This window comes from Methylocystis sp. ATCC 49242, assembly GCF_000188155.2.
Taxonomy (GTDB): Bacteria; Pseudomonadota; Alphaproteobacteria; order Rhizobiales; family Beijerinckiaceae; genus Methylocystis.
Window position 1 is genome coordinate 306,220 of the sequence record NZ_KE124774.1, and the last position, 12,325, is coordinate 318,544.

The 12,325-nt window shown below is 61.8% G+C and carries 10 protein-coding genes and 2 pseudogenes; 5 read left to right on the forward strand and 7 right to left on the reverse strand.

The window, feature by feature from the left end:
- Nucleotides 1-574: 574 nt before the first annotated feature.
- The 3 genes and pseudogenes from MET49242_RS03345 to MET49242_RS03355 form a co-directional block, all read right to left on the reverse strand.
- Nucleotides 575-944: pseudogene (locus MET49242_RS03345) on the reverse strand (site-specific integrase); the annotation flags it as partial.
- Nucleotides 945-1,286: 342 nt separating this feature from the next.
- Nucleotides 1,287-2,669, reverse strand: coding sequence for a cell wall metabolism sensor histidine kinase WalK (locus MET49242_RS03350; protein WP_036280670.1), 1,383 nt, complete (start codon nt 2,667-2,669; stop codon nt 1,287-1,289).
- A complete protein-coding gene (locus MET49242_RS03355; protein ID WP_036280672.1) occupies nt 2,666-3,346 on the reverse strand; it encodes a response regulator transcription factor in 681 nt (226 codons plus the stop codon). The genes MET49242_RS03350 and MET49242_RS03355 overlap by 4 nt, the downstream gene beginning before the upstream one ends.
- A gap of 287 nt (nt 3,347-3,633) precedes the next feature.
- On the opposite strand from MET49242_RS03355, the gene MET49242_RS03360 reads away from it, so the two are divergent.
- From MET49242_RS03360 to MET49242_RS03375, 4 genes are all read left to right on the forward strand, one after another.
- On the forward strand, nt 3,634-4,035 hold the full coding sequence (locus MET49242_RS03360) for a hypothetical protein (protein WP_036280674.1): 402 nt from the start codon (nt 3,634-3,636) through the stop codon (nt 4,033-4,035).
- Between the two features lie 75 nt (nt 4,036-4,110).
- A complete protein-coding gene (locus MET49242_RS03365) occupies nt 4,111-6,411 on the forward strand; it encodes a TonB-dependent siderophore receptor (RefSeq protein WP_051133970.1) in 2,301 nt (766 codons plus the stop codon).
- Between the two features lie 14 nt (nt 6,412-6,425).
- A complete protein-coding gene (locus tag MET49242_RS03370) occupies nt 6,426-7,658 on the forward strand; it encodes a PepSY domain-containing protein (protein ID WP_036280676.1) in 1,233 nt (410 codons plus the stop codon).
- Nucleotides 7,655-9,697, forward strand: a complete 2,043-nt coding sequence (locus MET49242_RS03375; RefSeq protein WP_244430673.1) for a TonB-dependent siderophore receptor — start codon at nt 7,655-7,657, stop codon at nt 9,695-9,697. Before MET49242_RS03370 ends, MET49242_RS03375 begins: the two co-directional genes overlap by 4 nt.
- Before the next feature lie 42 nt (nt 9,698-9,739).
- On the opposite strand, the gene MET49242_RS03380 is transcribed toward MET49242_RS03375, so the two are convergent.
- The gene (locus MET49242_RS03380; protein ID WP_051133971.1) at nt 9,740-10,045 is read right to left on the reverse strand and encodes a hypothetical protein; all 306 of its coding nucleotides are present in this window, start codon (nt 10,043-10,045) and stop codon (nt 9,740-9,742) included.
- Nucleotides 10,046-10,263: 218 nt separating this feature from the next.
- Entirely contained in the window at nt 10,264-10,668 is a 405-nt protein-coding gene (locus tag MET49242_RS03385) for a GNAT family N-acetyltransferase (RefSeq protein WP_036280678.1), read from the reverse strand.
- Nucleotides 10,669-10,791: 123 nt separating this feature from the next.
- Here MET49242_RS03385 and MET49242_RS03390 point away from each other — a divergent pair, with 123 nt between their 5' ends.
- Nucleotides 10,792-11,172: a nuclear transport factor 2 family protein gene (locus tag MET49242_RS03390; protein WP_036280681.1), complete on the forward strand. Its 381-nt coding sequence runs from the start codon at nt 10,792-10,794 to the stop codon at nt 11,170-11,172.
- 46 nt (nt 11,173-11,218) lie between these two features.
- Here MET49242_RS03390 and MET49242_RS03395 read toward each other — a convergent pair whose 3' ends face one another.
- Both MET49242_RS03395 and MET49242_RS03400 read right to left on the reverse strand, forming a co-directional pair.
- Entirely contained in the window at nt 11,219-11,635 is a 417-nt protein-coding gene (locus MET49242_RS03395) for an SRPBCC family protein (protein WP_036286728.1), read from the reverse strand.
- A gap of 98 nt (nt 11,636-11,733) precedes the next feature.
- Nucleotides 11,734-12,321, reverse strand: a pseudogene (locus tag MET49242_RS03400) (glutathione S-transferase family protein).
- Nucleotides 12,322-12,325 lie beyond the last annotated feature (4 nt).

A 12,325-nucleotide genomic window follows, 5' to 3' on the forward strand; every position in this document is an offset into this window, starting at 1 on the left:
TGCATATATTATCATCTACCGATGCATATTGCACGATAATCAAGATCAAGACGGCATACCCTATATCCGACAGGCTGAACTGATGGGGTGGATGCCTTCTCCACCCAGCATTGTGAGATGCTGGAGCGTCGCCGGAGGCGCAGTGAGGAGGACGGGCAAATCTCGGAAGTTCACGTTTTGGCGATCGCTTTGGCGAAGCGCAGCTTTCAGGTCTGCGGCGCAGATCGCGGCGGGCGGTTCTGTTCAATCGGAGCATGTCGCGTTCGAAACTCGAACAAACCCTCCGGGCGCAGCCGCCCTGCATCGTCGCGATGGAAGTATGCGCGACGAGCCATTACTGGGGCCGGATGGCGCTCGCTTGCGGACACGAGGTGCGTCTGATCCCTCCGATCTGTGAATCGGCGTCCAAAAATCACCCCTTGGAGACTTGACCCAACAGACTGATCTGGAATGGCTTTTATTGATTTTCAGACAAAGTGATCGGCGTTCAATCGTGACCCCTGCTAGGGGCGAGACATTATTTGATTTCAGCCTCTTATAACAGAAGGAGGTGGGGTCAGTGTTGGACGCCGATTCGCACCTTAAGGCTCGAGACGGCTTCGAGAAAACGGACCACTACGTCGGCACTCAGCACGGACGGGAGCTTGCGCGGCTCGCGGGCATAGGCAATCCGCTCCGGGATCGTGTCGCAGCCGAGCGTCACCCCGGTAGAAAAAGCGCAGCGCGCAGACGCTCTGATTGAACGACGCCCAGGATATGCCCTTGGAAATGAGATGCACTTGGAAGGCGCGGACGCCCTCCAGGCCCAGGCGGTCAGGTGAACGGCCGAAATGCCGGCTGAACTTCGCAACGGCGTGGATGTAGGATTGCTGAGTCGCCGGCGAAAGATTGCGGACTGTCATGTCCTCGATCATGCGACGACGCAGAGGGCTGATCTCGGCCATCTGAAACCTCTTGTCCGAGGGTGGGTTGCAACGCCCAAATCCTCTCAGACAGGAGGCCAATCACGCGACCTCGCCCCTCCCGCCGCGATCAGCGGCATCGTTCAATCCCAAGAGTCCACAGGACCTAGCGTTTCGTTCGGCCGCCGTTTCCGAAAAGGTGAGAATGGATGAAAAGCCGGCGAGTAGACCCATGGTCCGAAGTGACCGCGCCCCGACACTATCGCACAGACCATTGTCGCTTTTTCATATTTAGCCCCGAGCCGTTGGGCATGGGAGCGGACAGCATCCCGTGTTCCGCATCGATCGCCGTCCGGCGTCGAACCCTCGACGACATTGCGCCGATTAATTCCCGGTCACGGTTGACGGCCCGGGGAGCGAAATCCTGAACGTCGCGCCGCCGCCTGGCGTCTCCTCCACCCATATGCGCCCGCCATGCATGTCCATGAGCTCTTTTGCGATCGAGAGGCCGAGTCCCGTCCCGGGCGTCGCCTCGCTCTTGCGCCAGAACGGCTCGAAAATCCTGGCTTTGTCTTGGGGAGCGACGCCTTCGCCATGGTCGATCACGTCAATCGTCGCGTCGGCGTCGACCCGAACCAGCACTGTTCCTCCGGGAGGCTCGGCACGCAACGCATTATCGATGAGATTTCCGACGACGCATTCGATCGCGCGCCGATTGCCCAGTGCAAAAATCTGCGCCTCTCTCGACTCGAATTCGATCCGGCGGCCGCAGTCGACGACGAGCGGCATGTAGTCGGATACAAGCTGGCGGATCGCGCCGACAAGCTCCACGCGATCATCGACCGTCGTCTGATTTTCCGTCAGCCGGGCGGCGATGAGCATCTGCTCGACGATCGACTGTATCTGGCTCGCGTCGCGGACGAGATCGGCGCGGAGATTCGCCTCGTCCGGATCCTCCAGCCGCGCGCGCATGATCGCCACGGGCGTTCTGAGTTCATGCGCGGCGTTGGCAGTGAAGCGGCGCATCCGTTTCGCTGCGGCGTCGAGACGTTCCAGCGCCTGATTGACGGCGTTGACGAGCGGCCTGATCTCCGAGGGGACATTCTCCGCCCTAATGCCCTGGCCGAGCGAATCCATGTCGATGCGCTCCGCCTGCGCTGCAAGCTCGTGAATCGGGGCCAGCGCCCGCTGCACGGCAAACCATGTCACAATGGCGGCGGCCGCGAAGCCGGAGGCGAAATGCAGCGTCACCGGCGAAATGTCGCTGCGCAAGGTGTAGAACAGGTCGCTCCAAGCGAACCTGTATCCATAGGCGGCGACATACATGAAGCCGAACGGAGTCAACTTGCGCGATTTCGTGCCCCGCGCGCCCGGCGGGGCGTCGCCGGGAAGGCTGAAATCCACATAATGCGTCCGGACGATCGACGGATCGCGAAGGGCGCCGAGCAGCTCCTGCGAGGAGCCTTGCGCCGCCTCGCCTGATTTGGGATCGAAGACTGCGTATTTAAGTCTGGGATTCAGCGCAATCTGCTGTTGCAGATTTTTCGTCGGCGAGATCCGCAACTCGCCGTCATGGCCTTTCACCAACGAGTCGACGACCAGTTCAGAAATGCGATGATAGGCAAAATCGTCCGGCTCCAGGTTGAAATCGATCGCCACGCCGAAGAACATGAGAAGCGTGACGGTGAGCCAGGCCACGGCGGACGCCGGAAACTGCGCCATCAGATTATAGAAAAACAGCCGATAGAGCAGGGAAGGTGCTTTCACGAAGACGTCGCCTTCTTGATCATATAGCCGAGCCCGCGCGCCGAATGGAGTTCGACGCCGGCGTCGATCTCCTCGAGCCGCGCGCGCAGACGGGAGGCCAGCGTCGTCAGCGTATGGGGCTGAACGTCGTCGTCCATGCCGTAGATTTCCGAGATGAGAGTCTCTCTCCACACCACCCGCCCCGAACGGCGCATCAAGGCTTCCAGCAGCGCGAGTTCGCGACGCAGCAGCGTGGCAGGCCTGCCGTCCACGGTCACTTCGCGCGTTTCGCAGTCATAGGCCAGTTTAGCGAGCAGGATCTGCGGCGATCCCTTCTTGCCCGCGCGGCGCAGGCTGGCGCGAATGCGCGCCACGAGCTCGTCGAGATGAAAGGGCTTGGTCAGATAATCGTCGGCGCCGGCGTCGAGCCCCTCGATCCTGTTGTCGACGGCGTCGAGCGCCGTCAGGATCATGATGCGGCTTTCGGGCTGCATCTGGCGGATCTTCGGAATGAGACGCAGGCCGTCGCCGTCTGGAAGCCGCCGGTCGAGTAGCGCGACCGAATAGGGACGTCCGACGAGCGCCTGCGCCGCCGCCTCGATCGTGTCGACGTGATCGACGTCGAAACCCGCCTGTCTGACGCGCTTCGCAACCCGGCTCGCGAGTTCGAGATGATCTTCAACCAACAGAATTCGCATGGGCGCCGCTCCCAGCTTTTTCCTGCATTCGAAACGCTGTTTCGATTCGAAAATGTCTCATCCCTTTCTGATCCTGAAAAATGCGGGACGCAACTAGGGTCGCCGGGCGCGTCGCACGGCGAAGCCGAATGTTGCATTTGCGCCACATGACCCGCTTTTTCAGGCAAAGCTTGTCCATGTAACCTTCAGGGGACATTCGACCGTTATTGCTGTGACGTCTCGAGAGGCGCAACGCGAAGCATTCGCCATTGCGTGCGCCTCCCGGCTAAAAGGCCAACGCAACGGTGATGAAAGAGAAGAGAACGAGACGAGCGATTTTCGGGCGGCGATTCGTCGCGGCCATTACGCTTCAATTCGTTCTGCTGCAATCGCTCGCCGCCGTCGGCTTCTCCGTTTCGCATTCGGCCGACGCGGGCGCAGTCTTCGCGCTCGACCCGGCCTGCGCACGAGACGCCGGACATCCATACGCGCCGCATCAGGCGCACGACCACGGACATTGCTGCATTCTGTGTGATACGGTCGCGCGCCTCGCTGCGCCTCCTCCGATCGTGTCGACGCTTTCCGGCGCGCTCCCCGCGCCTTCCGCCCATCATTACCCGGACATTGAAAGTCTCTCCATCGGCGGCCGCGAACGCCAGATCGGCTGGGGAACGTCCTGGTCGTCGCAGGCGCCGCCGTCGTTGACCTGACGCGGTCGTCCGCCTTTCACACGCAAACGATCATTTCAGCGCGCGCCCCTGGTCGCGCCCGGGATACCGACTCCAATGACACGCATCGATTTACTGCGCGGCGCAACCGCCGGCGCGTTCTCACTTGTTTTCGTCGCCTCGCTCGCCCAAGCGCAACAGACCCTGCCCACGATCGACGTCGGCGGCGCCAGGGGCCGTCAATCCGGCAACGGCCCCCGGACGCCGGGCAATGGCGTCCGCGTGCGACCTGCTTCGGGCGCCGCCGTCACGGCGCAGACGTCGAGGCCAAAGGTTGATCCGACCGCCTATTCGGTTCCTGACGCCACGACCGCGCTCAAGACCGACACGCCCATCCTGCAGACGCCGTTTTCGATACAGGTCGTGCCGCAACAGGTGCTGCAGGACCAGCAGGCGACGCGCGTCGAGGATGCGGTCCAGAATGTCAGCGGCGTGCAAATTCCCTGGACGGGCGGACAGTATCAAGACTTCATCATTCGCGGCTTCGGCACGAACAATGTGCGTTTCCGTAACGGGATTCGTCTGCCCGCCAACAGGTTCGACATGGCCAATGTCGATCGTATCGAGGTCTTGAAAGGCCCGGCGGCGATGCTCTATGGGCGAACCGAACCCGGCGGCATGATAAACGTCGTCACCCGTCAGCCGCAGGCGACGCCCGGGCATTACATTCAGCAGCAATTCGGCAATTTCGACTATTACCGCACCGTGCTCGGCTCGACGGGCAAGCTCAAAGAGGACGGTTCGCTCCTTTATCGCTTCGACGGATCATACTGGAACGCCGGCTCCTTTCGAGACTTCGTGAGCAACCAGCGCGTCTTTCTCGCGCCGAACGTCACGTGGAAACCGACCGCGGACGACGACTTCAACGTCAACTTCGAATATCAGCACGATCTCTCGGTCGGCGACACCGGCATTCCTGCAATTTACGGCCACATCGCCGATGTGCCAATCAGCCGGAATTTCAGCAACCCCGGCTTCGGCAGGGATCCGATCGACAGCCGTCTGATCGATGCGAGCTGGACGCACCGCTTCAACGAGGACTGGAAGCTTCACTCCGGTGGAGTCGTGAACTGGATCGACTACACATTCCACGACAATCCTGTCGCCTATTTCCAGTTCGCGCTCGAGGACACGCCCAACCCCGCCGTGCGGCGCGGAATCTATTTCGAGGATTTCCACCGTCGCGCGATCACGGCCTATTCCGATCTTACCGGCAAGTTCCACACAGGACAGCTGAAGCACGAGGTCCTGCTCGGCGGCAATTATTACGTCCAGCGTCTGAACAACAAGGGATTTTTCGGACTCAACGCCCTGTTCGATCCCCTGCTTCCGGAAGACTGGTTCACCAACGTCGGTCTCTACAATCCGGTCTACCCGGCGCTGCCTTTCGGCTATTTCGACGCGCGGCGAAAATTCGCGCCCAACGACTATGGCCTCAACAAGGATGAATGGGCGTCGATCTATTTCCATGACCAGATCAGCTTCGGTGACTGGATTCACGTGCTGGGAGGCGGCCGCTACGACTGGTCGAGTTCGATCCAGGGCGTTTCGACGATCGTTCCATGGCTTCCCGTTACCTCTGGCGACACGTCCATCCGACGCACCGATCGCTTCAGCCCCAAGGCCGGCGTCGTGCTCAATCCCCTGCCCAATATCTCTGTCTATGGCAGCTATGCGGAAGGTTTCGGCTCCAATAATTTCGGGCGCTCCGCGACGGGAGGCGTCCTGCCGCCCGAGACCTCGCGGCAATTCGAATGGGGAGTGAAAGGCGAGTTTCTCGACAGGCGCGTCCTCGCGACGCTCGCCTTTTACGAAATAAACAAAAAGAATGTCGCGACGCTCGCAGGCGACGGCGCCTCTTTCGAGGCGATCGGCGCGGCGCGCAGCCGAGGCGTCGAGTTCGATCTCGCAGGCAAAGTCACAGACGCGCTCAGCCTCATCGCGAGTTTCGCCTATACCGACGCGCGCTATGTCAGAACCGCCTTTGGCGACGACCATTACGGCCGGCATCTGCCGGGCGTGGCGCCAAGCGCCGGCAGCATCTGGGCGAAATATGACTTCCAGCAACCGGAGCTGAACGGATTCAGCGTCGGCGCCGGCGTCTATGCGGCAAGCGACCGTGCGGGCGACAAGGGCTATTCAACTTACTATTACACACTGCCCGCCTATGCGCGGGTCGATCTCATGGCTGCTTACAAGTTCGACTACATGGGCAAGAAGCTCACGGCGCAGCTCAACATCAACAACGTCAACAATTCGCGATATTTCGCTCCCTGCCTCCCCTACAACTGCTCGAAGGCCTTCAACGCCGTCGGCGAGCCGCTGACGGTGAAGGGAGAACTCCGGGCTGAATTTTAGCACGAGGGCCGACGATGACCGCTCGATCTTTCTGCGTAATCGCCCATCGGTGGGCCGGGCTCTCGATCTCCGGCTTCGTGATCGTCGTCGGCCTCAGCGGCGCCCTGCTCGCATTTTTTGGCGAGTTCAATCGCTGGCTTTCGCCCGAACTCTTCCCGCCGCCGCACCCGGGCGCGACCCTCGACGCCGCAACGCTCGCGCGCCGCGCCGAGGCAATCGCGCCGCAGGCGCGTATCGACACGATCTATCTCGGCAATCCGGGGACGGTCGTTATCGGCGTCTCGGCGCGCCCGGGAGGCGCGCCGCTCTCCTACAATCAACTCTTTCTCGATCCCGTGAGCGGGGCGGAGCTCGGGCGTCGCAAGATCGGCGCATGGCCGCGACGTCTGCAGGAGGCAATGCCCTTCGTCTACCGACTGCACATGACGCTCGCCGTGGGCGAGATCGGCGCATGGCTGCTCGGCGTCGCGTCGCTCGTCTGGACGATCGATTGTTTCGCAGCCTTCTATCTTACCCTGCCGCCGCCCGGCGAACATGCGCGGAAGAGCTATTTGCAGCGCTGGCGCGCTTCGTGGGTCTTGAAGCGCTCCGGCTCCTTTTATCGCCTGAACGTCGATCTCCACCGCGCTGGCGGCTTGTGGCTGTGGGCGGCGTTGTTCGTCTTCGCCTGGTCCGGCGTCTACATGAATCTCAATAGCGTCTATTCGCGCGTGACCGAAACCTTTTTCGACTATCAGCAGCCCCTCTATTTTCTCGACGCGGCGCCGACGCATGAGCGCGAGGCGCCGATGTCCTGGGAGGCTGCGCGAGAGAGAGGCCGCGCTCTACTCGACGAAAAAGCGACGGCGCATGGCTTCACCGTTTTGGCCGAAGTCGCCCTTTATCGCCTGCATGAAAGCGGCCTCTACGAGTATCGCGTGCGCTCTTCGCGCGACATTGGCGAGAAATACGGACAGACAGCCGTCTGGTTCGACGCCGCCACCGGCGCGCTGCGGCAATTTGCGCTCCCCACTGGACTGCGCGCTGGCAATACGCTTACGACATGGCTCTATGAATTGCACAAGGCCAATGTCTTCGGTCTCCCCTACCGCATTTTCGTCGCGATCACAGGTCTTGCTACCGTCGTCCTTTCCGTCACCGGCGTTTATATCTGGCTGAAGAAACGCACGGCGCGACGGGCGGCGGCGCGCGACGGGAGGCGCGCTCTTCGCGGAATACCGGCCGCCGCGACGCAGGGGCGACATTGATCTTTCTTGCGGGCGCGGCGCGGCTGGCGCGACGCCTCCCGCAGTTCGCCTTGGTCTGCGCGTTTCTTCCGGGCGGCGCGCTTGCGGATGACGGATCCCCTGCGCAAACCGGGAAACAGAGGGAAAAGCGCCAGAAGGAAAGCAAGGTCCAGGCGCAGACTCTCGGCAAGGACCAGAGCGGCGTTTTCGTGAATTCGACCGCGTCGAATTCCGGCTATTCACCGAGCTTCGTCATGCGCGGCTTTCCGAGCGGCCTAACGCTCTTCGACGGCGCGGCGCATGGTTTCACCTCGCAAGACGTCGATCTTTCAACGGTTGATCACGTCGAATTCTACAAGGGGCCGAGCGCCATGCTGGTCGGCAAGGCGCCCGGCGGTTATGGCGGCGCGGCAAATTACATAAGGAAAGCGCCGACCGACGGGACCTTCACTAACGCCGCCGCGACCTTGGGCGCCTTCGGCGTGCGACGCCTGACGCTAGACGCCAATGCGCCGTTGAACGACGCCGGAAACCTGCAGTTCCGCGTCACCGGCTCCGCGCAGACGATCGGAAGCTTCGTGGATTTCGTGCGCGCGCGCGGCTTCGACATCGCGCCGGCGCTCGCCTTCACGGCGGACAATGGCGATCGGATCACTCTGAGAGCCGAACACAACGCCTCGCGGCTCGTCTGGCGCGACGGCGTTCCTGCCAATCCGGTCTTCTTCGGCGCACCGCGCGAATTCTATGCCGGCGTCCCGGCCAACGAGCATGAAACGCCCTTCTTCGACGACGTGACGCTGAACTGGGAACACGCCCTGACTGACAATTGGCGGCTCACGGCCAATATCGATCATTATCTCAATGCGAGTCATTTCGGCTGGTTCACCGAATGGGGCTATGACGGCTATCGCTCCATCACCTTCGGGCAGCCCGTGCGCACGCGCGTCGGCGTCCGTAATTTCGACGCGCAACTGCGACTGAACGGCCGCTTCGACGCCGGGCCGTTCGAGCACACGGCCTTTCTCGGCCTCGAACATTGGGATTATTATTTCGGCTATTCCAGCGACATCGGACGTCAGGCGCTCGCGCCGCTCGACATTTTTCATCCGGCCTATCCTCCCGCGATCGATTACGCCGGCGCCTACTGGTCGAATGGAACGGCGCGCGCCTACAGCGAGTCGATTTATGCGCAGGATCTGATCGATTTTAGCGAGAAGTGGCGCATATTGCTTGGCGGCCGCTACGATCTCCTCGCGCAGCGCGAGCGCGTTCTCGATCCCTTCGGCGCATTGGCCGGCGAACCCATCGCGAGCCTGAGCAAGGGCGCCAACGGGTATTTCTCGCCGCGCGCCGGCGTGATGTTCCAGCCAGACGAAGACACGCAAATCTTCGCCGCCTTCGGAAAGTCGCTGGTCCCGAACACCGGCGTCCGCATCCAGAGCGGAGAAGCGCCGCCGCCGCAACAGGACACGCAGTACGAGATCGGATTCAAGCGTCACTTTTCCGACAGGCGCATGAGCTTCGAACTGGGTCTCTTCGACATCACGCGCGACAATGTCGCGATCCCCAATCCGCTGAACCCCTCCGGATTCTATTCCGTGGTCACCGGTCAGCAGCACAGCCACGGCGTCGAAGCGAATATTGGCGGCGACATCCTGCCCAATCTGCATGTGAACGCCGTCGCGACCTTCCTGCACGCCGTCGTCTCGAAGGACTCGAACATCCCCTCGCAGCAGGGCAGCGACCTTCTGGGCGCGCCGCGGCGCATCTACAGCCTGTCGGCGACGTATAAATTCGACCAGGGCGACATGAAGGGTCTGGAGCTTGGCGCGAGCTATTATTACGCGAGCCGCGCGGAGGCGACGCTGCCGAATACGCCCGGCTTCACCCTCGCGCCGCAGCAGATGCTCGGCCTGTCGCTCGCCTATGACATCAGCGACCGGGTCAAGCTCGAAGCCAGCGCCAGCAATATCACGAACCGTCCCAATTTCACCTCCAACGGGGCCCTCTACCACGGAGAGCCGCGCGGATTCAGCGTCAGTCTCAACTGCAAATATTGACGTTCACGATTGGTGATCAGCGCGTCCTGCCCAGCTTCCGATTTACCGGGAATGCCTGCCTCGTGGTGAAAATCGTCGAGATGCTCTTCCCGCAGGATCGACACCGCCGCCCGCGCCGGCGGACCGGACTGGCAATCGCGCATCAATGCGCCGCCAGTCCTTGAGTTTGGCGATGAGGTTCTCGATCTTGTGGCGCTGACAATTGAGCTCCTTGTCGTAATTGAGCGGCTTCGTCCGGTTTTTGGTCGGAGGAGCGCAGGGCTCCGTCCCGCGCGCCTCGTGAAACCAGTCGCCGCCATTGCCGCGATCCGCGATCATGTTCTTGGCTTCATGCAGCGCTTTAAGCATCTACCATGCGCCTTTGGGGCCGCTCATGTGTCCTGCTGTCAGCAGCATGATCCGTGGCTTTACAGTGCCGTCACAGGCAAAGTGATGTTTCGAGTTCAGCCTGCCTTTCATGCGGCTGATAGAAACCCTTTCTCAGGAGGCGCCGCTGCTGGGCTGACGCCATCCAGCACGACGAACGCCAAAACACGGACCAACTTGGCGGATGGCCGCTCGCGGCGTCATTCCTTTCGTGAAATGGCCCAGCAGCTCGGCATGTGTTTCATCCCGATCCTCGGGTAGCAGCCTTCGGCGGCGGGCGCGGAGACGAGGATCAGGCTCGTGCCGGGCCCCGCGGCTTCATGCGTTTCTTCGACCAGCCGTTTGCCTATTCCGCGCCGCTGATACTTTTGGTCGACCGCGAGATCGGAGAGATAGCAGCAGTAAGAAAAGTCGGTGATAGCCCGCGAAACGCCGACGAGCTTTCCGGCGTCGCGAGCGGCGACGATAAGATCGGCCTGCCGCAGCATTCTGTCCAGCCGGACCAAATCATGAGCCGGCCGCCTTTCGGCAAGCGTCGACGCTACGAGTATTTTCCGGAATTCCTCGGCTGATAGATCAGGTTCGAGAGTGTATCGAATGTTCATCACAGTTCGTGAAGTTGAATCGAGGCCTGCGGCGCCACGCGCGGCTGAAGCCCGCAATAACAGATTGTTCGTCGACCACGACTGCGTCGGGGTCGATCGGAGTGACGATACGGGAGAAGGAAGATGAATTCCTGCATTTCCGATCCTGTCGCCTTCGCGCGCCAATGGGCCGAGAACTGGAACGCCCGCAACGTCGAGGCTGTGCTCGCTCACTGCCACGATGACGTTATTTTCACTTCGCCGATCGCGGCGACGATCGATCCCTCCGGCGGCGGCGTCGTCAGGGGAAAGGCTGCGCTGCGCGACTACTGGTCCGCCGCGCTGGCCAAAAACCCCCATCTCTCATTCACGGTGACATCGGTGTTTGCTGGCGTCGATTGCCTCCTGATCGGATTCCGCACGCAGAAGGGCGAGGATCGAATCGAGGTCCTGCGGTTCCGCGATGGCCTGGTGTTCGAGGGACATGGAACTTTCGGCGTCTCCTCCGGCGCGCGGCCGGTCTGAAGGCGGCGCGCGAATGCGGTCGCCTTCGAAATACTCCGGCGCGTCGCTATGCCGAGCGCCGTGACGTTTCGACGTAACGCGCGAAATTGTTCAAAATCGCTTGCCAGCCGGCGCGCTGCTGCTCGATCGGATGCGTGGTTTCCGCGTCGAACGTCACACGCACGTCGACGCCTTTCTCGCCTTCCGTGAATTCAACCCGCGCGGCGCGGTCGCCGAAGGTGAATTCGATGAGCTTTTGCGGTTCGATCCTCGTGTATATGCCGGCGAAATCGAAGCCCATGCTGCCGTCCTTCGCCTCCATCCGCGAGGAGAAAGCGCCGCCCTCGCGCAGATCGACCGATGCGGCGGTCGTGCGCCAATCGTCCGACGCCGCGTTCCATTCCCTGATGTCCTCGGGCGTGGTGTAGATGCGCCAGACGTCGGCGATCGGCGCGGCCACCGTCGCTTCAACCGTGATCTTCATTTGCGTGCCTTTCAAGCGTTGATGGTCAAACAAAACGTGGGTCAGGATCCATGAACCGAACGAAAAACCCGAATGGCGACCTCGAGCCGGGGAGGGCCTCAATCGGCCGGCCGATGCGCGCCGGCGTAGACCGCCAATTGAGCGTCGAAAGCCCGCCCGTAGGAAGGACGCGCCTCGCCGCGGGCGACATAGGCGCGCAGGTTGCGATATTCGTCCAGAATGCCGGATGCTTTCAACCTGAGCAGCACCGACGCCATCATCAGGTCGCCCGCGCTGAATGCGCCATCGAGCCAGTCGGCGTCTCCCAGGCGCACGGAAAGCTGGTTCAGCCGCTCGCGGACGCGGTTCTCGACCAGAGGCAGGCGCTCCTCATACCAGCTGCTGTCGCCCTCCAGGAGCCTGGCGGTTTCGCGTTCAAGGATCGGCGGCTCCATCGTGTTGAGCGCGGCGAACATCCATGCGATGGCGCGCGCCCGGGCGTTGGCGTCGTCCGGAAGCAGGCCCTCGTGGCGCTCCGCGATATGGAGCACGATCGCGCCGGTCTCGAACAGGGCGAGATCGCCTTCCTCATAGGTCGGAATCTGACCGAAAGGATGAAGCGCCCGATTTGCGGGCTCCTTCATCGCACGGAATCAAAGCAGGTGAACCTCGTAAGGTTGACTGAACTGATGGGGTGGAGGGGGCATCCAC

Bases quoted from the DNA above. Each gene is read 5' to 3' on its own strand.
- MET49242_RS03380 (WP_051133971.1), bottom strand. From the start codon at position 10,045: ATGCTTAAAGCGCTGCATGAAGCCAAGAACATGATCGCGGATCGCGGC.
- MET49242_RS03365 (WP_051133970.1), top strand. From the start codon at position 4,111: ATGACACGCATCGATTTACTGCGCGGCGCAACCGCCGGCGCGTTCTCA.
- MET49242_RS03390 (WP_036280681.1), top strand. From the start codon at position 10,792: ATGAATTCCTGCATTTCCGATCCTGTCGCCTTCGCGCGCCAATGGGCC.
- MET49242_RS03395 (WP_036286728.1), bottom strand. From the start codon at position 11,635: ATGAAGATCACGGTTGAAGCGACGGTGGCCGCGCCGATCGCCGACGTC.
- MET49242_RS03355 (WP_036280672.1), bottom strand. From the start codon at position 3,346: ATGCGAATTCTGTTGGTTGAAGATCATCTCGAACTCGCGAGCCGGGTT.
- MET49242_RS03360 (WP_036280674.1), top strand. From the start codon at position 3,634: ATGAAAGAGAAGAGAACGAGACGAGCGATTTTCGGGCGGCGATTCGTC.
- MET49242_RS03370 (WP_036280676.1), top strand. From the start codon at position 6,426: ATGACCGCTCGATCTTTCTGCGTAATCGCCCATCGGTGGGCCGGGCTC.
- MET49242_RS03385 (WP_036280678.1), bottom strand. From the start codon at position 10,668: ATGAACATTCGATACACTCTCGAACCTGATCTATCAGCCGAGGAATTC.